Here is a 25365-nt window from a genome sequence, read left to right on the forward strand (position 1 = left end):
GGGTGCCGGCGTCGCGCCGGCGGGCGGTCGTGCGCCGGGCGACCCGCGGGCCGCCCGGCGCACCGTGTGCGTCAGCCGGCCGCGCGGACCTGGTCCTCGAGCTCCGTGAGGCTGGCCTGCAGCTCCTCGGGGCTCAGGTCCTGCTCGACCGCCGTGCCCTGGTTCTCCTCCAGGAGCTGGCCGATGACCTCGTCGCGGTGGTAGATCTCGATCAGGTCCGCGTACACCGGGTTGTCGGCGTCCTCGGCCCGGGCGACCCAGATGTTCACGTACGGGCGCGCCGTGTCCGTGTCCTCCAGGTCGGAGTAGATCGCCGTCGTCGGGTCGATGCCCGCGTCGGCGGCGAAGTTGTTGTTCACGACCGCGGCGTCCAGGTCCTGCAGCTGGATCGCGGTCTGGTTGGCGTCGACCGGGACGACCTTGACGCGGGACGCCGCCTGGTCGATCTCGGCGGGGGTCGACAGCGCGTTGCCGCCGTCCTTCAGCGAGATGAGTCCGGCCGACTGCAGCACGAGCAGTGCGCGCGCCTGGTTGGTCGGGTCGTTCGGGATGGCGACCTCGCCGCCGTCCGGGATCTCGTCCGGCGAGGCGTAGCCCTTGGTCGTGTACAGGCCGAGCTGGTAGATGACCGTCGCCCCGATGGGCGCGAGGTCGTCGTCCGCGCTGACGTTGTAGTTCGCGAGGAACAGCAGGTGCTGGAACTGGTTGAGCTCCAGCTGGCCCTCGCTGAGCACGGTGTTGGGCTGCTGGTAGTCCGTGAAGTTCACCAGCTCGACGTCGATGCCCTCCTCGGCCGCGAGGTCCGTGAACGTGGTCCAGTACGCCTTCGACTTGTCGGTCACGCCGACGCGCACGGTCACCGGGTTGTCCGGGTCCGCGGTGGTCGGGGCGGCCGCGGGCTCGCCGCCGGAGCAGGCGGCCAGAGCGCCCACGGCGAGGGCGGCGAGGACGGCGGTCAGTCTGCGCTTCATGGTGGTGCTGCCTTCCGGTGGATCTGAGCGTGGGGCTCGGCTCGGGGCGAGCCCCGTGCGGGCCGGTGGCCGGGCCCGCGGGGCGGTGGCGTGCGGCCAGGCCGCGGCGCCGGGGTGGGGCTGTCCGGCGGCGGGCCCCCGGGCCGGACGGCGCGGGGCCGTCGGCGTCAGGGCCGGGAGGAGGAGTCCGGTCGGGCCGGTCCGCTCGTCAGGAGCGTCGGGCCGGGCGGGACGTCCGCCGCGGGAGGGCCGTGCTGCGAGGATGCAGCGTCAGCACATTCGCTGGCGACAGCACATGAGACCGCAGGACGCCCCGGCCATGGCGCGCATCGGCTGCGCGCGGCGCTCGGAAGCGGCGTGGGTGCTCACGTGCTCGACTCCTGTCCCTGGGTGGGGCGGACGCGGGCGACCCTAGCACCCGCCGGGAGCGCCGCGTCCGCGGATCTCACGGCACCCGGGTGCCGCGCGATCACGGTGCCACCGGGCCCGCGGTCCCGCCACCGAACGGGTTCCCGGGCCCCACGCGCGGACGGCGCCGGCCCCGTCGCGGGGGCCGGCGCCGTCCGTCGGGCGCGGTGCTCAGGCGTTCTCGCGGACCAGGTCCTCGAGGTCGGCGAGGTCGGACTGCAGCTCCTCGGCCGGCACGTCCTCGACCACGGCGGTGCCGCCGTTCTCCTCCACCAGCTGGTCGGTGACCTCGGGCGAGTGGTAGATGTCGATGAGCTGCTGGAACACCGGGTTGTCGGCGTCCTCGGCCCGGGCGACCCAGAGGTTGAGGTACGGCCGCGCGGTGTCGGTGTCCTCGAGGTCGGAGTAGATCGCGGTGGTCGGGTCGATGCCCGCGTCCGTCGCGAAGTTGTTGTTGATGATCGCGCCGTCCAGGCTCTGCAGCTGCACCGCCGTCTGGTTGGCGTCGACCGGGACGACCTTCACCTTCGACGCGGCCTCGTCGACCTCGGCGGGCGTCGAGAACGCGTTGCCGCCGTCCACCAGCGAGATCAGGCCGGCCGACTGGAGGACGAGCAGCGCGCGGGCCTGGTTCACCACGTCGTTCGGGATGGCGATCTCGGCGCCCTCCGGGACGTCCTCCGGGGAGGCGTAGCCCTTGGTCGTGTAGAGGCCGAGCTGGTAGATCGCCGTCGAGCCGATGGGCTGCAGGTCGTCGTCGGAGTTCACGTTGTAGTTCGCGAGGTACAGCAGGTGCTGGAACTGGTTGAGCTCCAGGTCGCCCGAGCTCAGGATCGGGTTGGGCTGCGTGTAGTCGGTGAAGTTCACCAGCTCGACGTCGATGCCCTCGTCCGCCGCCAGGTCGGTGAACGTCGTCCAGTACTCCTGGGCCTTGTCGGTGACGCCGACGCGGACCGTGACGCGGTTGTCCGCGTCGGCGGTCGCCGTGGCCCCGGCCGAGGACTCGCCGCCGCCGGACGCGCAGGCGGCGAGCGACGCGGTGGCGGCGATCGCGGCGATCCAGGCGGTCAGTCTGCGCTTCATGGGGGTGTGCCTCTCGGGTGGGCCCGGCAGGGACGTGCCGGGTCGGGGTGCTGCGGGGATCGGGGGTGGTGCGGGGTCCGCGGTCGCACGGGGTGCGGGTGCCGGTGCGGGGTGCGGGCGCCGTGCGGGCATCTCGCGGGCGCGGGACCGGCGTGGCTGCACGGGGCGGCCTGGGCCGGAGCGGCGGCGGGGCCGCCGGTGTGCGCGGGCGGTCAGGCCGCGGCGGTACAGCGACAGGCGACGGCCTGCGCAACGGCGCACATCGAGGGGCGGCAGGTCGTCGTGGCGTGCTCGCGCATCGTGCTGCCTCCTCCTCGGGTGCGTGCGGCGGACCGGGAGCGGTCCGCGATGGCGGCGAACCTAGCGTCCCGTCTCGCTCAGTGGAACAAGCCGTCCGCTATGTGAGATACGGTGTCGTTGATCGGGCGTCGCCGCGGGCCGGGGCCGCTCCCTCGGGCCCGTCCCGGCCCGTCCCCAGGTGGCCCCCGGCGGGGTCCCGGGATGTCGGCCGGCCCCTCTAGAGTTCTGGGGTGACGACAGCCCTGTACCGCCGCTACCGGCCCGAGACCTTCGCGGAGGTCGTCGGCCAGGACCACGTCACCGCGCCGCTGAGGCAGGCGCTGCGGTCGGGGCAGACCAACCACGCCTACCTGTTCTCCGGCCCGCGCGGCTGCGGCAAGACGACCTCCGCCCGGATCCTCGCCCGCTGCCTCAACTGCGCCCAGGGGCCGACCGACACCCCGTGCGGCGTCTGCGAGTCCTGCGTCGAGCTCGCCCGCGGCGGCCCCGGCAGCCTCGACGTCGTGGAGATCGACGCCGCCAGCCACGGCGGCGTCGACGACGCCCGCGACCTGCGCGAGCGCGCCACGTTCGCGCCCGCACGCGACCGGTACAAGGTGTTCATCCTCGACGAGGCGCACATGGTCTCGCCGCAGGGCTTCAACGCGCTGCTCAAGATCGTCGAGGAGCCGCCGGAGCACGTGAAGTTCATCTTCGCGACGACGGAGCCCGACAAGGTCATCGGCACCATCCGGTCCCGCACGCACCACTACCCGTTCCGGCTCGTGCCGCCGGACGTGATGGTCGGCTACCTGGACCAGCTCTGCACCGCCGAGGGCGTGCGGGTCGGCTCGGGCGTGCTGCCGCTCGTCGTGCGCGCGGGCGGCGGCTCGGTCCGCGACTCCCTGTCGGTGCTCGACCAGCTCATCGCCGGCTCCGGGCCCGAGGGCCTCGGGTACGAGGACGCCGTCGCGCTGCTCGGGTACACCCACGCCTCGCTGCTCGACGACCTGGTCGACGCGATCTCGGCCCGCGACGGCGCGAGCGCCTTCCGGGTGGTCGAGCGTGTCATCTCGACCGGCCACGAGCCCCGGCGGTTCGTGGAGGACCTCCTCGAGCGGCTGCGCGACCTCATCGTGCTGGCGGCCTCCGGAGACGCGGCCGCGGCCGTGCTCCGCGACGTCCCGGGCGACCAGATGACCCGGATGCAGCAGCAGGCCACCCACCTCGGCGCCGCCGAGCTGTCCCGGTCCGCCGACCTGGTCAACGCGGCGCTGTCCGAGATGACCGGCGCGACCTCGCCCCGGCTGCACCTCGAGCTGCTCATGGCCCGGCTGCTGCTGCCGGCGCTGGACGACTCCGCCGCGGGTCTCGGGGCCCGGGTCGACCGGCTCGAGCGCGAGGGCGTGCGCGTGGCCCCCGCGCCGGGCGCCGGGGGCGCGGTCGCGGCCGCCCCGGCCTTCGAGCCCGCGGCACCCGTCGAGCGGGTCGCCGTGGTGACCCCGCCGCCGAGCCCCGCGCCCGAGGTGCGCGAGGCGGGCACGGCGCTCCGCGCGGCCGCCGACGAGGCCCGGGGGACCGGTCCGGGGGACGCGCCGGGCGCCGGGGGCGACGAGGCACCGTCCGACGTCCTCGGGACCTCCGCCGCCGGGGCCACGCGGTACGCGAGCCCCGGCGGGGCGCAGGCGGCCGGGTCCGCGGCGGCCGACGAGCCCGCCGCGGCCGGGCGGCAGGGTGCTGCCGACGAGCGTGCGGCTGCCGGCGAGAGCGGGGCCGGCGGCGAGGGCGGGGCTGCCTCCGAAGGTGGCGCTGCCGACGAGCGCCGCGCCGTCGACGAGCGCGGTCCTGCCGCACGGCCGACGGGCGCGACCGCGCCGTCCCGCCCGGTCGGGGCTGCTGCCGAGCCGGCCGCTGCGCCGCCCCCCGCGCCGCACGACGTCCCGACGGCCGAGCCCGTCGCACCCGCCGAGCGCCCGGCCGGTCCGTCCGGCGGCGGCGACACGGAGATGCTGCGCCGCCGCTGGCCCGAGGTCCTCGAGACGCTCGGCCGGCTCAAGAAGACCACCTGGGTGCTGATCAGCCAGAACGCCCAGGTCGTCGAGCTCGACGCCACCACCCTCAAGCTCGGGTTCGGGGCGCCGGGCCTCGCGTCGGCGTTCCGTGCGGGCTCGCACGCGGACCTCGTGCAGCAGGCGGTGCGGGAGACGCTGGGGTTCAGCGTGAAGGTCGAGCCGGTGCTCTCCGGTGGTGCCGGCGCCGCCCCGGCCCGGTCCGGTCCCGGCGCGGCGGTAGGTCCTGCGCCCGCCGCCCGCGGCGGTGGTGCTCCCTCCACCGCCGAGGCCGCCGCGTCCTGGGACGCGCCCGCCGCCCGGCCCGCACCCGTGCCGGCGCCGGCGGCGAGCCCGGTGGAGTCGGCGCGCTCGTCGCACGGCACGCCCGGGGGCGCCCCGTCCGGCGCCGACGCGTCCGCGGACGCCGACGACCCCGACGCGGCGGACCCCTGGTCCTCCGCGACCGTCACGCGCCCCGACGACGTCGACGGCCCGGACGCGTCCGGGGCGGCCGAGGTCCAGGGCGGCGCGGACCCGCGCCCGGGGGCCGACGTGGACGCCGACGGCCCGTCCCGCCGGGGTCCCGGCCGCGGCGAGGAGGTCGACGGGCCTGCGGCCGACGTCGAGGACCGCCGAGCGGCCGGCACGCGGAGCGCCGCCGCGCCCGCGGCCGGCACGTCCGACCACCGCTCCCCGGCTCCCGCGGGGCCCGGCACCGCGGCGTCCACGGCGACCGCGCCCGTCGTCGCCGTGGGCGACGACGGCTGGCCCGTCGTGGCCCCGCTGGGCGGTGCGCGCGCCGCGACCTCGTCCGACGGCGGCGCGACCCCGCCGGACGGCGGCGCGACCCTGCCGGACGGCGTCGCGACCTCGCCGGACGGCGGCTCGACGGCGCCGGGTGCAGTTCGGCCGACGGGCGAGGACGGCGGCCCGGCGGCCGCGGGTCGTCCCGCTCCCGCGTCCGGCCGCGTGCCCGCGGGCGGTGCCGCCCCGGCGGACGGTGCCGCCCCGGCGGGCGGTGCCGCCCCGGCGGGCGGTGCCGCCCGCGCGGACGCCCGCGGCTCTGCGCCGGGCAGCGCGTCTCCCGTCGCCGACGCCCCGGCGGGCGGTCGCGCGGACGACGCCGACCCGGTCGGCGACAGCGGCGCCGCGGACGGCCGGCGCCCCGCCGCCGAGAGCGACCCGGCCGCTGCCGGTGGCGCTCCGACGGACCGGCGGCCCGCGCGCACGCCCGGCACGGGGAGGCCCGCGGCTCGCCCCGCGCCGACCGACCCCGGCGCCCCGCCGCCGTGGGACCACCCGGACGACCCGGGCGCTCCCGAGCCGCCGGACGACGACTGGGCGCGCGACGTCCCGCCGCCGCCCGACCCGGGTCCGGACCCGTACGCGGCGCCGGGGCGCGCGGACGCGGCCGCCCGCCCCGCAGCGACCAGCGGCGCCGACCGCGTGCGCGCCGCCGCCCGTGCCGCTGCGGCCGGAGGCGGGTCGGTGGCCGCCGCGCCCCGGGTGTCCTGGGCCGACGACGAGCCGTCGATGGACGACCCGGACATCGGTTCCAGCACCCTGTCCGGCATCCCGCTGCTGGCGCAGGCGCTCGGGGCGACCGTCATCGACGAGCCCGTCGACGAGGGGTACTGACCCGCGGCCGTCCCCCGCTCCGGCACGACCGCGCGGCGGTGCGGGGCGACCGGCACGGGAGCGCCGCCGCCGCCGCGCCGTGAGCACGACCGCTGTCGGCCGCGGGCCGTAGGCTGTCGGGTGTGTACGAGGGCGCGGTCCAGGACCTGATCGACGAGCTGGGGCGACTGCCCGGCGTCGGTCCCAAGAGCGCGCAGCGGATCGCGTTCCACATCCTCGCGGCGGACCCGACGGACGTGCGCCGCCTGGTCGACGCGCTGACCGAGGTCAAGGCCAAGGTCCGGTTCTGCGTCCAGTGCGGCAACGTGGCGGAGGAGGACCTCTGCCGGATCTGCCGCGACCCCCGCCGGTCGGCGGCGGTGCTGTGCGTGGTCGAGGAGCCGAAGGACGTCGTCGCGATCGAGCGCACCCGCGAGTTCCGCGGGAGGTACCACGTGCTGGGTGGCGCCATCAACCCGATCGCGGGCGTCGGCCCGGACGACCTGCGGATCAAGGACCTGATGACCCGCCTGGCCGACGGCACGGTCACGGAGGTGATCCTCGCGACGGACCCGAACGTCGAGGGCGAGGCCACCGCGACGTACCTGGCCCGGCTCCTCGTGCCGATGGGCCTGACCATCAGCCGGCTGGCGTCGGGGCTCCCGGTGGGCGGGGACCTGGAGTACGCCGACGAGGTCACGCTCGGCCGGGCGTTCGAGGGCCGGCGCCGCATCAGCGCCTGACCGCGTCCGGTTCGTCCCGGGTGGTCGGCGGTGCCCGCGTGTCGCGGTCGTCCGCGGGCGCGGCGCGACCGGGAGGGGCAGCATGGCCCCCGTGACCCCTCCCGACGACGACCTGCGCGTGGCGACCGACTCGGCCCAGGTGGACGACCTGGCGCTCGACCCGGAGGCCGCGGACCTGCGCGCCGTCGGTGACTCGACCGCCCGGGAGTGCCGGGCGTTCCTGACGACGGTCACGGAGGTGGCGTCGGGGAGCAACCCGGACGCGGCGATCCCGCTCCTGCTGCTCGCGGTGTCGGACGTGCTGGCCGTGGGCGCGCGGCTCGGGGCGATCGTGGACGTGGTGCCGACGGACCGGTTCGAGCCGGACGTCGGTCCGGATCCCGACGTCGAACCGCTGCGGGCCGCGCTCGCGAACGTGCTGGAGGGTGTCGACGAGTACGCCGAGGTCGTCGACCCGGTCCTCGGCGGGGAGGTCACCGCGTCCACGCTCTCGGGCGACCTGGTCTCGGTGGCGGGTGCGCTGGTGCAGGGCCTGCGGCACCACGAGCGCGGGCACGTGCTCGAGGCGCTGTGGTGGTGGCAGTTCTCGTACCTGTCGACCTGGGGCGAGCGCGCGTCGAGCGTGCTGCGCACCCTGCAGACGCTGCTCGCCCACCTCCGGCTCGACGTGGACGACGACGTGGCGGCCGAGGCGGAGTACGACGCGCTGCAGCCCTGACCGGGCGACGGCGCGGGCCCCGGGTCGCGCGGGTCAGCCCACGGTCCACCGGCCGAGATCGCCCCGGGCCCGGTAGCCGAGCTTCCGCAGCGCCCGGCTCATGTGGTTCTCGACGGTGCGGACGCTCAGGTGCAGCCGCTCCGCGATCTGCCGGTTGCTGAGCCCCTCGCGCCCGAGCGCCGCCACCTCGCGCTCGCGGTCGGACAGCGGTTCGCGCACCGGCGCCTCGGCGCGCTCGGCCTGCGCGTCGCCGCCCAGCCCGAGCAGGTCGCGCCCGGCGGTGGTGAGCGCGACGCTCACCCGCGGCTGCACGGCCGGCAGCGCCGCGGCCGCGGCGGCCTCGTCGCGGTCGGCGACGGCGAGCTGCAGGTCCAGGTACGGGTCGAGCAGCGGCAGCACGACGTGCCGGCGGGTGGCACGGACCCGGGCGGTACGCTCCGGGGTGAACGGCGGGGGTGCGAAGGCCCAGGTCACCAGGGCGGGCTGGTGCAGGCCGGCCTCGGCGTAGGACAGCCCGGCCCGCCAGGCGATCTCGGCGCCGGTCGCGCGGTCCCCGTCGGCCACCGCGACGGCGATCCCGCCGACGACGCGCAGGGACCGGATCAGCGGCCGGTAGATCTTCGGGGTCTTCTCGAGCTCGCGGAGCAGCGCCCGGGCCAGGTCGACGTTGCCGGCGCCCACCTGCAGGACGGCCCCGAGGGCGAGGCCGCGCCGGTAGTACGTCGTCTCGATCGGCCCGGCGGGCCCGAGGCGCAGCGCCGTGCTGAGCACGCGCCAGGCCGCCTCGATCTCCCCGGTGAAGCAGAGCACCTCGGCGAGCACGGCGGCGTGCACCCGGATGCCGAACGCGTCGTAGGCGTCGTACGCGGCGCTGAGCTGCAGCCGTTCGTGCCGCTCCGCCTCCTCGAGCCGTGCGAGCAGGCCGAGGCACTCGCCGCGCAGGGCGGCGCGGTAGTGCCGGACCTCCGTGCCGTCGGGGTCGGCGGCGTCGTCGGCCCGCTCGGCGCGGTCGAGCACCGCGAGGGCGAGGTCCGGACGGCCCGACTCCAGCAGGGCCGCGGCGCGCAGCAGCTCGGGCCCGCCGCGGAACTGAGCGGGACCGACGGTCAGCGGGGCGGCGGCGGCCACCGCCTCGGCGGGCTCGCCGTCGCGGATCGCCTCGACCAGCTGCTGCTTGAGGTCCTCGAGCTCGCCGAGCCGGCCGAGCCCGTCCTCGGCCGGGTCCGGCCGGTCGGGGTCGTCGCCGCCCCGCCACGCCTCCCAGCGCGTGCGGTAGTAGCGGAACGCCACGACGTCGTCCTCCGTGTCCGCGGGGCTCGGCGAGGTCTCGCGGAACACGGTGGCGATCTGGTCCCGGGCCGGTCGTCGCATGAGCTGGGCCAGGTAGGCGGTCGCGGTGCCGATGCGCGGGTCGGCGGCCCACGCGGCCTGCGCCGCGGACTCCGCCGCGGCGGCGCGCTCGTGCACGATGCCCGCGACCTGCGAGCTCCACCGCAGGAAGTCGGCGCTGCCGGCGGCGTCGCGCGCGAGCAGGGCGGTCAGGTCGGGTCGCGGCGGCTCGACCGCGGCCACGACGTCGCCCACGACCGCGCGCGCGGCCGCCAGGAGCCGGCGCCGGTGCGGCGGCGCGACCCGGTCGCGCAGCGCCCGGGCGAGGGCGGGCGGGGCGACGACGAGCACCGCGTCGGTGCCGCCCGCCTCGTGCTCGACCAGCCGCCCCTGGTCGGCCAGGTCGTCCAGCAGCGCGGGCTCGACCAACCGGGCCGCCGCCTCCGCGGTGACCGGGCCGACGACCGCGAGCTGCTCGAGCGCGTCGACCCGGTCGCCGTCGAGGTCGCCGAGGAAGAGCGCGGCGACCGCGTCGGCGGGCACCTCCAGCAGCCGGCCGTCGTCGACATGCCGGCCCTCGTCCCGGCGCAGCGCCCCGGTGGCCCGGGCGGCGGCGAGCAGCGCGACCGCGGCGCCGGGGTTCCCGCCGGACTGGGCGAGCAGCGTGCCGGTGAGCGCGGCGTCCGCCGGACCGCCGAGGGCGGCGGCGACGAGGATGCTGAGCGCCGGCAGCCCGAGCGGCGGGACGACCACCTCGGCCGGCGCCCGCGCCACGAGCAGCTCCCGGGGCCCGCCGCGGGGTGTGCGCAGCAGGTCGGCGGTGCTGGCGGCGACGACGCGGCAGCCGCTGCGCACGAGCGCCCGCTGCACCACGCGCAGGCTGCCGGCGTCGAGCCGGTCGACGTCGTCCACCAGCAGCACGCTGCGGGGCGCGGCGAGCTCGTCGGCGAGCCACGCGGTCAGCGCGTTCTCGTCGGGCACCCGCGCGGGCGCCGAGGGGTGGTCCAGCACCGCCGCGAACGGCGCGGGGCCGCTGGCGCGCAGCAGGACGCCGGGCAGCCGGCGGTCGGACAGGTCGGCGCGCAGGGCCTCCAGGGTCGTGGACTTGCCCATGCCGCGCTCGCCGCGCAGCAGCACGTCACGCCCCGCTGCCAGCCAGCGACGCACCGCGGGCAGGGCCTCGTCCCGGCCGCCGCCGCTCATCGTGTGCCCACTCCGCTCGCCCCCTCGCGGTGGACGGCGCGCCGCGTCCCGACGCCCGCCCGGGCCCAGCGTAGGCCCGCCCCTCGGCCCACCCGCGCGGTCGAGCCGTGGCCGCGCGTGGGCGCCCCGGGGCGCCGAGCGAGCAGCCGACACGTCGAGCGAGCAGTCGCCGGATGCTCGCTCGACGTGTCGGATACCCCCTCGCGGGCGGGCCGCGACCGGGCGGAGCCGCCGGCGCGGGGGTCGGGCGGCTCCGCCCGGGGCGACGGGGGCCGGGGGTCAGGCGACCGTGGTGTCCAGCTGGACGTCGATGTTGCCGCGGGTGGCGTTCGAGTACGGGCAGACCTGGTGCGCCTGCTCGACGAGCTTCTCGGCCGTCGCCTGGTCGACGCCGCCGATCTCGACGTGCAGGGCCGCGCTCAGCGTGTAGCCGCCGGTGCCGTTCGGGAGGATGCCGATGTCGGCGACCACGGCGGAGTCGCGGATCGGGGTCTTGGCCGCCGCGGCGACGCCCTTGAGCGCGGAGTGGAAGCACGCGGCCCAGCCGGCGGCGAACAGCTGCTCGGGGTTGGTGCCGCCGCCGGGGCCGCCCATCGGGGCCGGGACGGCGAGGGTCAGGTCGAGGACGCCGTCGTCGCTGGTGACCTGGCCTCCGGCGCGGCCCTCGCCGGTCGAGGTGGCGGTGGCAGTGTAGAGCGCGCTCATGCGAGGGACCTCCAGGTAGACGAACTAGTACGTCTATGTATGCCACAGATCGCCCGCGCGTGCCAGACTGGCTCACCGGCGGGGCCGGTCCCGTCCCCGTCCGCCGCGCCGACCCGAGGAGGAGGACCCCGTGACGCCCCCCGCGCGCACCGTCCCCGCCCCCGGGGCGCCGGCCGACCCCGACGCCGTGCCGGACCCGGCGCGGCGACCCGCCTCGCCCGTGGCCGCCCGGATCCTCGACGCCGCCGCCCGGCTGTTCTACGCCGACGGCATCCGCGCGGTCAGCGCGGACCGCGTCATCGCCGAGGCCGGGGTGAGCAAGGTGACGTTCTACCGGCACTTCCCGACGAAGGACGCGCTGGTCGTGGCCTGGCTGTCGGCGGTCGCCGCGGCGGAGCGCGCCGCCCTGGACGCGGTTCGCGCGGCCCACCCCGACGACGCCGGGGCGGTGCTCCGCGGCTACGCCGAGGGCCTGGGCGCCGAGTCCTGCCGGCCGGGGTTCCGCGGCTGCCCGTTCATCAACGCCGCAGCCGAGTACGCCGACCCGGACCACCCGGTCCGCGCGGTGGTGGCCGAGCACCGGCGGTGGATGGTCGGCACCGCGGCAGACCTGCTGGCGGACCTGGGGCTCCTGGACCCGGTCGGCGCGGCGGAGGAGCTGGTCGTGCTGCGGGACGGCGCGATGGTCGCCGGGTACGTCGGCGGGGCGGAGCGCGCGGCCGCGGTCGCGGCGACCCTCCGGCACGCGGGTGCGGCGGTCGTCGCTGCGCACCGCGCGCCCGGCACCGCACCCGCCGCGTGACCGTCTCGGGGCTCGAGCTCACGCTCGGCACCGTGCTGCTTCTGGTGCTGGCCGGGTTCGTCGCGGGGTGGGTCGACGCCGTCGTGGGCGGCGGCGGGCTGGTGCAGCTCCCGGCCCTGCTGCTGGTGCCGGGCATCAGCCCGGTGCAGGCGCTCGCGACGAACAAGCTCGCCGGGATCATGGGCACCTCGGTGAGCGCGGTGACGTACTACCGGCGCGTGCAACCGGGTCTGGCGACGGCGGGCCCGATGGCGCTCGCGGCGCTCGTCGGGGCGGGCGGGGGAGCGGCGCTGGCGTCGCTGCTGCCCGAGGAGGTGTTCCTCCCCGTGATCCTCGTCGCGCTCGTCGCCGTCGCGGTCTACACCGTCGCCCGGCCGCAGGTCGGCCGGGCCACCGCGCTGCGCTGGCAGGGACGGACCCACCTCCTGGTGGCGCTCGCCCTGGGCGCCGGCATCGGGTTCTACGACGGGCTGCTCGGCCCGGGCACGGGGTCGTTCCTGGTGATCGCGCTCGTGGGCGTGCTCGGGTACGCGTTCCTGGAGGCGTCGGCGCAGGCGAAGATCGTCAACGCCGCCACCAACCTCGGCGCGCTGGTGGTGTTCGCCGCGCAGGGGGCGCCGCTGTGGCGGCTGGGGCTGCTGGTCGGGGCCGCGAACATCGCCGGCTCCTACCTGGGCGCGCGCACCGCGGTCGCCCGCGGCAGCGGGTTCGTCCGGGTGGTGTTCCTGGTGGTGGTGGCGGTGCTGATCGTGCAGCTCGGCGCCGAGCTGCTGTGACGGTCCCGCGATGCGGGCGGCGCGCGGGTGGGTGGTGCGCCGCGGCCTAGACTTCCGCCGACCCCGGCGGGTCGCCGCCCGGCGCCCGCGATCCCGCAGCAGGAAGCTCCTCCCGTGGCCCTCATCGTGCAGAAGTACGGCGGTTCCTCGGTCGCCGACGCCGACAGCATCAAGCGCGTCGCGAAGCGGATCGCGGAGGCCAAGCGCGCCGGCGACGACGTCGTGGTCGTCGTCTCGGCGATGGGCGACACGACCGACGAGCTGATCGACCTCGCGCAGCAGGTGACCCCGCTGCCGCCGCAGCGGGAGATGGACATCCTGCTGACGGCGGGGGAGCGCATCTCGATGTCGCTGCTGGCGATGGCGATCAGCAACCTGGGCGTCGAGGCGCAGTCGTTCACCGGCCAGCAGGCGGGCGTCATCACCGACTCCGTGCACGGCAAGGCCCGGATCATCGACGTGTCGCCGAGCCGCATCCAGCAGGCCGTCGACTCCGGCGCGGTGGCGATCGTCGCCGGCTTCCAGGGCGTCACCCAGCACACCAACGACGTGACGACGCTCGGCCGCGGCGGCTCGGACACGACGGCGGTCGCGCTCGCCGCGGCCCTGGGCGCGGACGTCTGCGAGATCTACACCGACGTGGACGGCGTGTTCACCGCGGACCCGCGCATCGTGCCGTCGGCCCGCAAGATCGACCGCATCACCTACGACGAGATGCTCGAGATGGCGGCGAGCGGCGCCAAGGTGCTCGTGCTGCGCTGCGTGGAGTACGCGCGGCGGTACGGCGTCCCCGTGCACGTGCGCTCGTCGTTCTCGACCCACACGGGCACCCTGGTGACGGATGCCGCGACGGAAGAAGGAGCACCGATGGAGCAGCCGATCATCGCCGGCGTCGCGCACGACCGCAGCGAGGCCAAGATCACGATCGTCGACGTCCCGGACGTGCCCGGCAAGGCCGCGCGCATCTTCGAGGTCGTCGCCGGCTCGGGCGTGAACCTCGACATGATCGTGCAGAACGTCTCGGTGGCCGCGACCGGCCGCACCGACATCTCCTTCACGCTGCCCGCCACGGACGGTGCCGCCGCGACGGCCGCGCTGACCGAGCACCAGCCCGACATCGGCTTCACGTCGCTGCAGTACGACGACACGATCGGGAAGCTGTCGCTGATCGGCGCCGGCATGAAGTCGCACCCCGGTGTGTCCGCCCGGCTGTTCGCCGCGCTGTCGGAGGCCGGCATCAACATCGAGATGATCTCGACCTCGGAGATCCGCATCTCCGTGGTGACCCGGGCGGACCAGCTCGACGACGCGGTGCGCGCGGTGCACACCGCGTTCGAGCTGGACAGCGCCGACGACCAGGCCGTGGTGTACGGAGGGACCGGACGATGAGCGAGCACAGCCAGGGCCTGCGGGTCGGCGTCGTCGGCGCGACCGGCCAGGTCGGCGCGGTCATGCGCCGCCTGCTGGAGGAGCGCGACTTCCCGGTGGCGGAGATCCGGTTCTTCGCCTCCGCGCGGTCGGCCGGCTCGACGCTGCCGTGGCGCGGCGGCGAGGTCACGGTCGAGGACGCCGCCACCGCGGACCCGACCGGCCTGGACATCGCGCTGTTCTCCGCAGGCGGCGCGACGTCGAAGGCGCAGGCGCCCCGGTTCGCCGCGGCGGGGGTCACGGTCGTCGACAACTCGTCCGCCTGGCGGATGGACCCGGACGTCCCGCTGGTGGTGTCCGAGGTGAACCCGGGCGCGCTGGACGAGATCGCGAAGGGCGTCGTCGCCAACCCGAACTGCACCACGATGGCCGCGATGCCGGTGCTGCGGGTGCTGCACGAGGAGGCCGGCCTGCGTCGGCTGGTCGTGTCGACCTACCAGGCGGTGTCGGGCTCGGGCCTGGCCGGCGCGCAGGAGCTCGACGCCCAGGTGCGCGAGGCGGTGGAGCAGGACACCCTCGCGCTCGTGCACGACGGGTCGGCGGTGACGTTCCCGGAGCCGCAGAAGTACGTGGCCCCGATCGCGTTCAACGTGATCCCGCTCGCGGGCAACCTGGTGGACGACGGCAGCCTGGAGACGGACGAGGAGCAGAAGCTCCGCAACGAGTCCCGCAAGATCCTGGGCATCCCCGACCTGCTGGTGTCCGGCACCTGCGTCCGGGTGCCGGTGTACACCGGGCACTCGCTGTCGATCAACGCCGAGTTCGACCGGCCGATCACGCCGGAGCGCGCGTACGAGCTGCTGGCGGACGCGCCGGGCGTGCAGCTCGCCGACGTCCCCACCCCGCAGCAGGCCGCGGGCGCGGACCCGTCGCTGGTCGGCCGCATCCGGCAGGACCCGGGCGCGCCCGACGGGCGGGGCCTGGCCCTGTTCATCTCCAACGACAACCTGCGCAAGGGCGCGGCGCTGAACGCCGTGCAGATCGCCGAGCTGCTCGCGGCCCGGCTGGGCGCCGCGACTGCCTGACGGGACCGCCCGTGCGCGGGCCCGCCGCCTGCTCCCCGCGGAGCCGGCGGCGGGCCCGTCGTCGTCGTGCCCGTCCGCCTCACGCCGCGGGCGGGACCACCACGACCTTGCCGTGCACGCGTCCGGCGTCCGCCTCGGCGTGCAGCTCCGGCAGGGCGTCCAGCGGCACGCGCCGGGCGATGTCGACCCGCAGGTCGCCGTCGTCGACCAGGGCGACCAGCCGCCGCAGCACGTCCGCGTCGGGGTGCAGGTAGACGGTCACGGCCCGCACACCGCGCGCCGGGTCGTCCGGCGTCGGCACGCGCGGGGTGGTGGAGACGACCACGCCCCCGTCGCGGACGAGACCGGCCAGGGCGGCGAAGTCCTCCGCCGTGATCGGCGCCAGGTTGACCAGGACGTCGACGGGCTCCGTGACGGCGTCGAGCAGCGAGGTGGTCGTGCGGTCGACGAGCTCGTCCGCGCCCGCCTGGCGCACGGCCGCGGCGCTGCGCGGGCTCGCGGTCGCGACGACGCGCGCGCCGGCGCGGTGTGCGAGCTGGACGGCGTAGCCGCCCACCGGGCCCCCGGCGCCGTTGACCAGCACGCGCTGCCCGGCCACCAGGCCCCCGGCCTCGAACAGCGCCTGCCAGGCGGTGAGGGCGACCGACGGCAGGCCCGCGGCGTCGGCGAGCGGGATGCGGGTCGGCGCCGGCACCAGGGTCTCGGCCGGGGCGACGACGTACTGCGCCGCGGACCCGTCCGCGGCCATGGGCAGGAACCCGACGACGGCGTCGCCGGGGGCCAGGCCGGTGACGCCCGCGCCGACGGCGTCGACCGTGCCGGACACGTCGTAGCCCGGCGTGTGGGGGAGCGTGATCGGGATGGGCAGGAACCCGCCGCGCATCCCGCCGTCGGCCGGGTTGTAGGCCGAGCCGGCGACCCGGACCCGCACCTCGCCGGTGCCGGGCTCCGGCAGCGCGACGTCCTCGTAGCGCAGGACGTCCGCGCCGCCGGTCTGGTGGAACCGCACTGCCTTCATGGTGACTCCTCGTTCGGACGATGGTGCTTCGGATTCGAAGCGACAACGAGGACGCTACTCATGCTTCGAACCAGAAGCAAGTAGTTCGAAGAAGAAGCATACGACGGGCTTGCGCGGAGGCGATCCTCCATGGTTCATTAGTGGAGTAAGGAACCACTGAACCCCTGCACGAGAGGAGCCGACCGTGTTCGACGGCCGCGACCCCATCTACGTGCAGATCGCCGACCAGATCCGCCAGGACGTCCTCCGCGGCGACCTCCGGCCCGAGGAGCAGGTGATGAGCACGACGCAGTACGCCACCACCTTCCGCATCAACCCGGCCACGGCCGCCAAGGCATTCGCCCGGCTCGTCGACGACGGCATCCTCTACAAGCGCCGCGGCGTCGGGATGTTCGTCGCCCCGGGCGCCCCGGACCGGCTGCGCGCCGAGGGGCGGGAGACGTTCTTCGCCGAGTCCGTCGACACCGTCGCGGACCGCGCGCTCGCGCTCGGCATCCCGATCGAGGACGTGGTGGCCCGGCTGCGGGCCCACGCCGCGCGCGCCGCGGGCGCCGCCGGTGCCGCGGGCGCCGACCGGGACGGGGCGGCGTCGTGACCGGCCCGCTCGGCCTCGAGGCGCGCGGCCTCACCGTGCGGTACGGGCGGAAGACCGCCCTCGACGCCGTCGACCTGGAGGTCCCCGCGGGGTCGATCACCGGGCTGCTCGGCCGCAACGGCTCCGGCAAGACCACCCTCGCCTCGGTCGCCGCCGCGTTCCGCCGCCCGAGCGGCGGTCGGCTGCTCGTCGGCGGCGAGGACCCCTGGGAGAACGCCGACCTGCTGCCCCGGGTGCTGCTGGTCCGGGAGTCCGGTGACGTGCTGGACACCGAGTCGCTGCGGATCAACCTGCAGTTCACCGAGGAGTGCCGGCCGGCCTTCTCCCGGGAGGTCGCCGAGCGGCTGATGGACACCTTCGGGCTCGACCCGGGCGCCAAGCCGCAGAAGCTGTCCCGCGGCCAGCGGTCGGCGTTCGGGATCGTGCAGGGCATCGCGTCCCGCGCCGACCTCACGATCCTGGACGAGGTGCACCTCGGGCTCGACGCCCCGTCCCGGTACGCGTTCTACGACGCGCTGCTCGCCGACTACGTCGAGCACCCCCGGACCATCGTGCTGTCCAGCCACCTGATCGGGGAGGTCGAGCGGCTGCTCGAGCACGTCGTCGTCCTGGACCGGGGGCGGGTGCTGCTCGCCCAGGAGGCCGAGGAGCTCACCGCCCGCGGCATCGCCGTCACCGGGCCGGCGCGCGAGGTGGAGCGGTTCGTCGTCGGGCGCACGGTGCTCGGTCGGCAGCAGCTCGGCGGCACGGCGCAGGCCACCGTCCTGGCGACGCTGTCCGACGGGGAGGCCGCCGACGCGCGCGCCGCCGGCCTCGAGATCGGCCCGGTCCCGCTGCAGGACCTGTTCGTCCACCTGACCGAGGACGGCGCCGCCGACGCGGCCGCCGAGATGGGGAGGGCCCGATGACCGCCGACGCCGCGCGCACGCGCCCGCTGTTCCCGGCCCGCCCGGTCCGCCGGACGTCGCCCGCGCTGCGCACCGCGCGGGACCTGCTCGCGTGGTTCGCGCAGATGGGCCTCGTCTACTGGGGCATCGTCCTGGTGGCCGTCGTCGCGGTGCCGTTCCTGGTGGACCGGCTCGGCGAGGTCGAGGTGTCGATCGTCTGGTTCGCGCGGCAGAGCGGGATCTGGTTCCCGTTCTCGGTGCTCATCGGCGTCGCGGCGACCTACCCCGCGGTGCACGTCGCGAGCGGGATGACGCGACGCGCGTACGTGCGCGGCGCCCTGCTGGCCGCCGTCGTGCTCGGCACGGTGTTCGCGCTGGTCATGACGCTGCTGCTTGAGGCCGAACGCGCCTGGTACGGCGCGATGGGCTGGGGCTGGCGGCTGCAGGACGGCTGGTTCGCCCCGGACGAGGGCTTCGGCACGGTCCTGCTGGCCTACGTGGCGACGTTCGTGGTCGCGAACCTCAGCGGCATGCTGGTCGGCACGGTGTACGGCGCCGCCGGCGGCTGGTGGGGCACGCTCAGCCTGCCGCTCACCGTGGGACCGGTCGTCGTGGTGATCGCGCTGGTCGACGCCGGCACGGGCTGGCTGCCGTTCGACGACCTGCTCGGCGCCGCCCGCGCCGCGGAGCTCGCCCCGCTCGCCGTGGCCCTGGTCGCGGCCGTCCTGGCGGCGGCCCTCGCCGTCGCCTTCCACCTGATCGCCGTCCGCCGGCCCGTGGCCCCGCGCCGCGGCTGAACCCGGCCGACCCGACGCGCCCCACGGCGCGCCGCACTCCCCCCGGCACGATCCGCCCCACCCGCACCACGCGAGGAGGAGATCCCGCCATGCCCGGAGACGAGCCCGTGATCCACGCGGAGCACCTGCACAAGCGGTACGGCCGCACCGTCGCCGTCGCCGACGTCGGCCTGACCGTCCGCCGCGGCGAGATCGTCGGCGTGCTGGGCCGCAACGGCGCCGGCAAGACCACGACGGTCGAGATGATCGGCGGCCTGCGCGAGCCCGACGGCGGCACCGTCCGCGTCCTCGGTCTCGACCCCGCCGGACCCGCCGCCGACCGCGCCGCCCTGCGCGAGCGGGTCGGCCTCCAGCTGCAGGAGTCGGCGCTGCCGCTGCGGATCACCGTCCGCGAGGCCGTCGAGGAGTACGCCTGCTTCTACGACGACCCCGCGGACCCGGACGAGCTGCTGCGCGACCTGGGCCTCGCGGACAAGGCCGGCAGCCAGTTCCGGACGCTGTCCGGCGGCCAGAAGCAGCGGCTGTCCATCGCGCTGGCCCTGGTCGGCAACCCGGAGATCGCGATCCTCGACGAGCTGACCACGGGCCTCGACCCGCAGGCCCGCCGGGACACCTGGGACGTGGTCGAGCGGGTGCGCCGCAGGGGCGTCACCATCGTGCTGGTCACGCACTTCATGGAGGAGGCGGAGCGGCTCTGCGACCGGGTCGTGCTCGTGGACGCCGGGCGGGTGGTGGCCGAGGGCACACCCGCCGAGGTGGCCGCGCTGGTCGGCGCCGACCAGACGCTGACGTTCCGGCCGTCCACCCCGGTCGACCCCGCGGCGCTGGAGGCGCTCGGGTCCGTCGGCTCGATCGAGCTCGGGCCCGACGGGGTCGTGCAGGTCCGCGGCACCGGGAACGTCGTGCAGGACGTGATGGTCGCGCTCGCGGGCGCGGGCGTGCGGCCCGACGACCTGCGCGTGCACCGCAGCACCCTGGAGGACGCGTTCGTCCGGCTGACGGGGGCGTCCGGCGCGACCGCGACCCCCGACGCCGCCGGCACCCCGTCCGCGACCGACCGTGTGGAGGCCTGAGATGTCCGCGACCAGCCCCCGGGTCCTGGCCCGGGTCACCGCCGTGGAGGGGCGGCTCGCGCTCCGCGAGCCCTCGAACGTGTTCTTCGCCGTCCTGTTCCCGGCCGTCCTGCTCGCGGTGCTCGGCCTCGCGATGCCGTGGGGGTCCGCGCCGTACAGCGAGGACGACCCCCTGCTCTCGCGGATCAACGGCATCACCGGGTACACACCGGTCGTGCTCACGCTCGCCGTCGGCACCGTGGCGCTCTCGGTGTACCCGATCACGATCGCCACGTACCGCGGCACCGGCGTGCTGCGCCGGCTGTCCACGACCCCGCTGCCGCCGTCCCGCCTGCTCGTCGCGCAGGTCCTGGTGAACGTCGCGGCGCTGCTGGTGGCGGCGCTGCTGGCGCTCGCCGTGGGGATGCTCGTCGTGGACGTGAGCGCACCCGAGCGGCCGGGCGTGGTGGTCGCCGGCTTCCTGCTGGCGGCGACGTCGACGTTCGGCGTGGGGTCCCTCATCGCCGCGCGCGCGCCGACGGCCGGGGCGGCGACCGGCATCGGCATGACGGTGTACTTCGTCTCGCTGTTCTTCGCCGGGGTGTGGCTGCCGCTGCCGATCATGCCCGAGGTCGTCCAGCAGATCGCCGCGTGGACGCCGCTCGGTGCCGGTTCGCAGGCCATGCTCGACGGCTGGGTCGGCGCCGGGGTGCCGACCCGCGAGCTGCTGGTGATGGCGGGGTGGACGGTGGTGCTCGTGCCGCTGTCGGCGCGGCTGTTCCGCTGGCGCTGAGCCTGCGTGGCCGCGGTCGCCGGACCGCGTCCCTGGGAGGGTGCTGGGGATCACGTCGAGAACTGGTGCAGATCTCAACCTTTCCCTGCAGTGCCGTCGCCGGGCCGCCGATGATCCCGGTATGCCACCCGTCGCCACCGGACGCCGCGCACGCGGACGGGCGCCCCACGAGGCGCCCGTCGTCGTGCGGCTGCTGGCGCACGTCCCGCCCTGGGCGCGCGCCGGCGGCAACGCCGCGGCGGCCGGGCGGGTGCTGCTGCTGTTCGGCGGCGCCGTCGTCATCCTCGGGGCGCTGTGCCTCGGGGTCGACGGGCACGGGCTCGCGGTCCTCGCCGGGACGTCGGGCGCGATGCTCGGCCTGGTCGCGCTGAGCCTGCGGGTGCGCTGGCACGCCGACGGCTGGGGCACCCTCGCGTTCCCGCTGGCGCTGCTGCTCGCGCTCGGCACCGTCGGCCTGACGACCAGCGGCATCGCGAGCGCCTTCGTCGGGCTGATCCCGATGTGCTTCGTGTACGCGGGCCTGTTCCACCCGGGTCGGGCGGCGTTCGCGCTGCTGCCCGCGGCCTTCGGCGCGTACATCGCGATGGCCACGACGCTGGACGGCCGCGCCGTGGTCCGGCTCCTGGTCTACGCCGTCACCTGGTGGGGCACCGCGCAGGTCATCGCGCTCGCCACGGCCTACCAGCGCGACGTGCGCCGCCGGCTGCGCACGGACGCGCGGACGGACGCCCTCACCTCGCTCGGCAACCGCCGGGACCTCGACGAGCGGCTGGCGGGAGCGCAGGCGGGCGACTGCGTCGTCATCGCCGACCTCGACCACTTCAAGCGCGTCAACGACACCCGCGGCCACGCCGCCGGGGACCTCGTGCTCGAGCGGTTCGGGCACGTGCTCGCCGAGCACCTCCGGCGGCGCGACTACGCGGCCCGGTACGGCGGCGAGGAGTTCGTGCTGATCCTGCCGCGCACCGAGCCGGTCCAGGCCATGAACACGCTCCGGGCGCTGCGCGCGGAGTGGGCCGAGGAGGGCACCGGGGTGACGTTCTCCGCCGGCATCGCGCTCATCACGCCGGGCACCCCGGCGGCCTCGGCGCTCGCCGCCGCGGACATCGCGCTGTACCGGGCCAAGCAGGCGGGACGGGACCGGTTCCGGATCGCCACGGAGGGCCTGGCAGCCGCGCGGCGCCCCGCGGCGGACGCGCAGGCGCCGGGCCCGCACGGTCCGGGGGTGCGCGACCACTCCAGCGACCGGCCCGGCGGGCGGCGGGACCAGCACGCGGGCTGCTGACGCCCTTGCCGCGCGCCGGGGACGACGAAGGCCCGGACCATGTGGCCCGGGCCTTCGTCGTTCTCACCGGTCGGGGTGGCGGGATTCGAACCCACGACCTCCTCGTCCCGAACGAGGCGCGCTACCAAGCTGCGCCACACCCCGGTGAAGCCCGCCCAGCATAGCCGACGCGGGACGGTGGTCGTGAATCGAGCAGCCCCCCGGGGCCGCGAGTGTGAGCAGCGTCGCGTCTCAGGCCGCGACGAGCGTCAGCAGCGTCGCCTCGGGCCGGCACGCGAACCGCACCGGCGCGTACGGCGAGGTGCCCAGCCCCCCGCACACGTGCAGCCAGGTCGAGTCCGCGCCGCCGCGCGCGTCCGGGCGCGGGCCCGGCCAGCCGTGCAGGCCCTTCGCGCGGTCCCGGGGCAGGTCGCAGTTGGTCACGAGCGCGCCGTAGCCCGGCACCGCGAGCTGGCCGCCGTGGGTGTGGCCCGCCAGCACCAGGTCCGCACCGTCGTCGTGCATCGCGTCCAGCACGCGGCGGTAGGGCGCGTGGGTGACGCCGAGGTGCAGGTCGACGTCGCCGTGCCCGGCCCGCGCCACGCCGGCGTCGTCGACGACCGCGGCGGGTCGGACGTCGTCGGGGCCGCCGGCCGCAGGGAACCGGTCGCGGTCGAGGTGCGCGTCGTCCGTCCCGACCAGCGAGATCCGCCGGCCGGCGACCTCGAGCTCGTCGCGGCGGTTCGTCAGGTCGACCCAGCCGGCGGACCGGAACCGGTTGCCGAGCTCGCGCCACGGCAGCTCGACGGGCGGCCGCGGCGGCTGGGTGCGCGCGTCGGGGAGCAGGTACCGCGCCGGGTTCTTGGGCGACGGGGCGAAGAAGTCGTTCGACCCCCACACGAACGCGCCCGGCGTCGCCAGGTGCGGCTCCAGCGCGTGCAGCAGCGCGGGCGTGGCGTCGAGGTGCGCCCAGTTGTCGCCGGTGTCCACCACCAGGTCGGGCCGGAGCGACGCCAGGTCGCGGACCCAGTCGACCTTGCGGTGCTGGCCCGGGGTGAGGTGCAGGTCGGACAGGTGCAGGACGCGCAGCGGGTCCTGGCCGTGCGGGAGCACCGGGACGGTGACCTCGCGCAGGGCGTACCAGCGGGACTCGACGAGCGTGCCCCAGGCGACCGCGGCGGCGCCGGCGAGCGCGGCGCCGCCCAGGGCGCGGGCGACGGGGTGGGTCATCCGCCGTTGTTCCCGTTGCCGGGGTTGCCGCCACCGTTTCCGGGGTTCCCGCCACCGGGGTTGCCGCCCCCGCCGCCGTCGCCGCCCGCCGGCGCCCCCGGACCGCTGGACAGCGTCAGCGTGATCGAGCTGCCCGCCGGCGCGCTGCCCGAGGGGCTCTGGCTCACCACGGAGCCGGGCGTGATGTCGGAGGCGGTGGTGCCACCGACGGTCGCGGAGAAGCCGGCGTTCTGCAGCGTGGCGATCGCCGTGTTCTGGTCCTGGCCCACCACGGAGGGGATCGGGATCGCGCGGCCGTACCGGAGGTCGCTGGTCGGGGCCGAGAACCCCGGGTTCTCCTGGCCGTCGTTCAGCGCCTCGTCCATGAAGTTCTTCCAGGTGACGCCGGCGTAGGTCGCGCCGTACGCGTACCGGGCGTACCGGCCGTTGATCCGGATGTTCTGCATCGGCTCGTTGCGGTCCGGGTAGCCGACCCACACGATCGACGCCAGCCGCGGCGTGTAGCCCGCGAACCAGGTGTGCTCGTTGCGGGTCGTGGTGCCGGTCTTGCCGGACGCCGTGTAGAACGACGGCCGCCCGATCGACTTGCCGGTGCCGTTCCAGACGTTGCTCATCGCCTCGTTCATGCCGGCGGCGACGTTCGGGTCGATGGCCTGGTGGCAGCCCGCGTCGGGGATCGGGAGGTCCACGCCGTCGGCGTCCTTCACGTTGGTGATCGCGACGGGGGTGCAGTAGATGCCGCCCGAGGCGAACGCCGCGTAGGCCCCGGCGAGCGCCAGCGGGCTGGTCACGCCCGAGCCGAGCACGTTCGACGGGACGGCCGAGATGGCCTCGCCCTCCGAGCCGGCAGCGGAGCTGGTCACGCCGAGCTGCTTGGCCCCCTCCATGATGTTGCAGAGGTCGAGCTGCATCGCCATCGACAGGTACGCCAGGTTCACCGAGCCCTGGGTCGCCGCCATCACCGACATCATGCCCGCGCCGCCCTCGGCGTTGCCCACGGGCCAGGTCTGGCTCGGGTAGCGGGATCCGCACGCCGTGAACTGGTTCGTGTTCAGCGTGCGGGCGGTCCCGTTGACGCTCTCGTTGAGGTTGTGGCCCTGCTTGAGCCACTCGAGCAGGGTGAACGGCTTGAACGTCGAACCCGGCATGAACCCGCCGGAGCCGCCGTACGAGTACGACGTGTTGTAGTTGACGGACGAGTCGCGACCGGTCGCGTCGGCGGTGTTGTTGAAGTTCCGGTTCTGGGCCATCGCCTTGATCTGCCCGGTGCCCGGCTGCACCACCGACATCGCGGAGCCGACGCCCGTCGGGTCGTCGACCGGGACGGTCGCCTTGACCTGGGTGTCCGCGATCGTCTGGATCCGCGGGTCGAGGGTCGTCGTGATGGTGAGGCCGCCGCGGAACAGCCGCTCCTCGCGCTCCTCCGCGGTCGCGCCGAACGCCGGGTCGTTGCGGATGACCTGGGTGACGTAGTCGCAGAAGTAGCCGGAGCCCTGGACCACGTTGCCGGCGGCCATGCAGCCGCTCTGGGCCTCGCTCACGCGCAGGGTGTCGGCGATCGGCGCCGCGATGCCGGCGTCGAACTCCTCCTGGGTGATGTAGCCCTGCTCGTTCATCAGCCGCAGCACGGTGTCGCGGCGGCCCTGGGCCGCCTCGGGGTTGCGCACCGGGTCGAACGCGGTCGGGCTCTTCGTGATGCCGGCGATGGTCGCGGCCTCGAGGTAGGTCAGCTCGGCGGCCGGCTTGCTGAAGTAGCGCTGCGCGGCGGACTCCACGCCGTAGGTCGCGACCCCGAACTGCGCGATGTTCAGGTAGTTCTCGAGGATCTGGTCCTTCGTCATCTTCTTCTCGAGGGCGATGGACAGCTTGGCCTCGCGCAGCTTGCGCGCGTACCCCTCGGGGCCGTCGGCCTCCTTCGCCTCCTGCGCAGCGGCGAGGTCGCCCTCCCTGACGGCCGTCTCGATCAGGACGTTCTTCACGTACTGCTGGGTCAGCGTGGAGGCGCCCTGCTGGGAGTCGCCGAGCTGGTTCTTCACCAGCGCGCGCACCATGCCGGCGGGGTCGATGCCGCCGTGCTGGTAGAAGCGCTTGTCCTCCGTCGCGACCACCGCGTTCTGCATCGGCACGGACACCTGGTCGAGCGCGACGACCACCCGGTTCTCCGCGAAGAACTCCGCGAGCACCGTGCCGTCGGCGGCGAGCATGACCGACTTCTCGGACAGCGGCTTCGTCTCCAGCTCGGAGGGCAGGTCCTCGAACGCCTCGACGCTCAGGTCGGTCGCGGTGTTCGCGACGGCGACGGTCGGCAGCACGAGCCCGGCGGTCAGGAGGCCGCCGACGCCGGCGGTCAGCACGAAGGCGAGCAGCAGCGCCAGCGCCTGCACGACGGTGACCTGCCGCCCGCGCGGCGTGGGGGTGGGAGCCATGCCCGCCAGGGTACGGGAGCGGCCCCGGCGCCCGCCGGTCGTCCACAGGGCCCGGGGGGACCTGCACGGTACCTGCACACCCGCGCCGCCGCTGGCCGACCGGGTGCAACAACCCGAACGGAGGATGCGTCGGGACGAACCCACCCGATACGGTCGAGCGCAGCA

The 25365-nt window shown here is 75.9% G+C and carries 20 protein-coding genes and 1 tRNA gene; 13 read left to right on the plus strand and 8 right to left on the minus strand.

The window, feature by feature from the left end; all coding sequences use genetic code 11:
* Window positions 1-71 precede the first annotated feature (71 nt).
* Both FS882_RS12395 and FS882_RS12400 read right to left on the minus strand, forming a co-directional pair.
* Window positions 72-971 carry a MetQ/NlpA family ABC transporter substrate-binding protein gene (locus FS882_RS12395; RefSeq protein WP_158373367.1) on the minus strand — a complete coding sequence of 300 codons (900 nt, stop codon included), beginning with the start codon at window positions 969-971 and terminating at the stop codon, window positions 72-74.
* A 579-nt stretch (window positions 972-1550) separates the two neighbouring features.
* Window positions 1551-2462: a MetQ/NlpA family ABC transporter substrate-binding protein gene (locus tag FS882_RS12400; protein WP_158373368.1), complete on the minus strand. Its 912-nt coding sequence runs from the start codon at window positions 2460-2462 to the stop codon at window positions 1551-1553.
* A 530-nt stretch (window positions 2463-2992) separates the two neighbouring features.
* Between FS882_RS12400 and FS882_RS12405 the strand changes: the two genes are divergently transcribed.
* The 3 genes from FS882_RS12405 (at window position 2993) to FS882_RS12415 (ending at window position 7870) form a co-directional block, all read left to right on the plus strand.
* Window positions 2993-6430: a DNA polymerase III subunit gamma and tau gene (locus FS882_RS12405; RefSeq protein WP_262348268.1), complete on the plus strand. Its 3438-nt coding sequence runs from the start codon at window positions 2993-2995 to the stop codon at window positions 6428-6430.
* Window positions 6431-6552: 122 nt separating this feature from the next.
* Entirely contained in the window at window positions 6553-7152 is a 600-nt protein-coding gene (recR, locus tag FS882_RS12410; protein WP_158373369.1) for a recombination mediator RecR, read from the plus strand.
* Window positions 7153-7300: 148 nt separating this feature from the next.
* A complete protein-coding gene (locus FS882_RS12415) occupies window positions 7301-7870 on the plus strand; it encodes a DUF5063 domain-containing protein (protein ID WP_410053280.1) in 570 nt (189 codons plus the stop codon).
* Window positions 7871-7903: 33 nt separating this feature from the next.
* On the opposite strand, the gene FS882_RS12420 is transcribed toward FS882_RS12415, so the two are convergent.
* Window positions 7904-10402 (minus strand): LuxR C-terminal-related transcriptional regulator, encoded by a 2499-nt coding sequence (locus FS882_RS12420; protein ID WP_158373371.1) that lies wholly within the window; start codon window positions 10400-10402, stop codon window positions 7904-7906.
* 279 nt (window positions 10403-10681) lie between these two features.
* Window positions 10682-11107, minus strand: coding sequence for an organic hydroperoxide resistance protein (locus FS882_RS12425; protein ID WP_147794911.1), 426 nt, complete (start codon window positions 11105-11107; stop codon window positions 10682-10684).
* A 130-nt stretch (window positions 11108-11237) separates the two neighbouring features.
* On the opposite strand from FS882_RS12425, the gene FS882_RS12430 reads away from it, so the two are divergent.
* From FS882_RS12430 to FS882_RS12445, 4 genes are all read left to right on the plus strand, one after another.
* Window positions 11238-11909, plus strand: a complete 672-nt coding sequence (locus FS882_RS12430) for a TetR/AcrR family transcriptional regulator (protein WP_262348269.1) — start codon at window positions 11238-11240, stop codon at window positions 11907-11909.
* Entirely contained in the window at window positions 11906-12685 is a 780-nt protein-coding gene (locus FS882_RS12435) for a TSUP family transporter (protein ID WP_158373372.1), read from the plus strand. Before FS882_RS12430 ends, FS882_RS12435 begins: the two co-directional genes overlap by 4 nt.
* 114 nt (window positions 12686-12799) lie before the next feature.
* Complete coding sequence (locus tag FS882_RS12440; RefSeq protein WP_158373373.1) at window positions 12800-14074, plus strand: aspartate kinase; 1275 nt, start codon at window positions 12800-12802, stop codon at window positions 14072-14074.
* Window positions 14071-15138, plus strand: a complete 1068-nt coding sequence (locus FS882_RS12445) for an aspartate-semialdehyde dehydrogenase (protein WP_158373374.1) — start codon at window positions 14071-14073, stop codon at window positions 15136-15138. The genes FS882_RS12440 and FS882_RS12445 overlap by 4 nt, the downstream gene beginning before the upstream one ends.
* Before the next feature lie 79 nt (window positions 15139-15217).
* On the opposite strand, the gene FS882_RS12450 is transcribed toward FS882_RS12445, so the two are convergent.
* Entirely contained in the window at window positions 15218-16156 is a 939-nt protein-coding gene (locus tag FS882_RS12450; protein WP_158373375.1) for an NADP-dependent oxidoreductase, read from the minus strand.
* Between the two features lie 184 nt (window positions 16157-16340).
* Between FS882_RS12450 and FS882_RS12455 the strand changes: the two genes are divergently transcribed.
* The 6 genes from FS882_RS12455 to FS882_RS12480 all read left to right on the plus strand — a co-directional run bounded on the left by FS882_RS12455 (window position 16341) and on the right by FS882_RS12480 (window position 21565).
* The gene (locus tag FS882_RS12455) at window positions 16341-16751 is read left to right on the plus strand and encodes a GntR family transcriptional regulator (RefSeq protein ID WP_158373376.1); all 411 of its coding nucleotides are present in this window, start codon (window positions 16341-16343) and stop codon (window positions 16749-16751) included.
* Entirely contained in the window at window positions 16748-17659 is a 912-nt protein-coding gene (locus FS882_RS12460) for an ATP-binding cassette domain-containing protein (RefSeq protein WP_158373377.1), read from the plus strand. Before FS882_RS12455 ends, FS882_RS12460 begins: the two co-directional genes overlap by 4 nt.
* Window positions 17656-18435 carry a hypothetical protein gene (locus tag FS882_RS12465; protein ID WP_158373378.1) on the plus strand — a complete coding sequence of 260 codons (780 nt, stop codon included), beginning with the start codon at window positions 17656-17658 and terminating at the stop codon, window positions 18433-18435. Before FS882_RS12460 ends, FS882_RS12465 begins: the two co-directional genes overlap by 4 nt.
* An 89-nt stretch (window positions 18436-18524) precedes the next feature.
* Complete coding sequence (locus FS882_RS12470; RefSeq protein ID WP_158373379.1) at window positions 18525-19508, plus strand: ABC transporter ATP-binding protein; 984 nt, start codon at window positions 18525-18527, stop codon at window positions 19506-19508.
* Window position 19509: 1 nt separating this feature from the next.
* A complete protein-coding gene (locus tag FS882_RS12475) occupies window positions 19510-20280 on the plus strand; it encodes an ABC transporter permease (protein ID WP_158373380.1) in 771 nt (256 codons plus the stop codon).
* A 121-nt stretch (window positions 20281-20401) separates the two neighbouring features.
* Complete coding sequence (locus tag FS882_RS12480) at window positions 20402-21565, plus strand: GGDEF domain-containing protein (protein WP_158373381.1); 1164 nt, start codon at window positions 20402-20404, stop codon at window positions 21563-21565.
* Between the two features lie 70 nt (window positions 21566-21635).
* Here FS882_RS12480 and FS882_RS12485 read toward each other — a convergent pair.
* The 3 genes from FS882_RS12485 to FS882_RS12495 form a co-directional block, all read right to left on the minus strand.
* A tRNA-Pro gene (locus FS882_RS12485) sits at window positions 21636-21709 on the minus strand.
* Between the two features lie 87 nt (window positions 21710-21796).
* Window positions 21797-22774 (minus strand): metallophosphoesterase, encoded by a 978-nt coding sequence (locus tag FS882_RS12490; protein ID WP_158373382.1) that lies wholly within the window; start codon window positions 22772-22774, stop codon window positions 21797-21799.
* Window positions 22771-25200, minus strand: coding sequence for a penicillin-binding protein (locus FS882_RS12495; protein WP_158373383.1), 2430 nt, complete (start codon window positions 25198-25200; stop codon window positions 22771-22773). The genes FS882_RS12490 and FS882_RS12495 overlap by 4 nt, the downstream gene beginning before the upstream one ends.
* Window positions 25201-25365: the final 165 nt, after the last annotated feature.

It is taken from the genome of Cellulosimicrobium cellulans (genome assembly GCF_007679345.1).
Taxonomy (GTDB): Bacteria; Actinomycetota; Actinomycetes; order Actinomycetales; family Cellulomonadaceae; genus Cellulomonas; species Cellulomonas cellulans_A.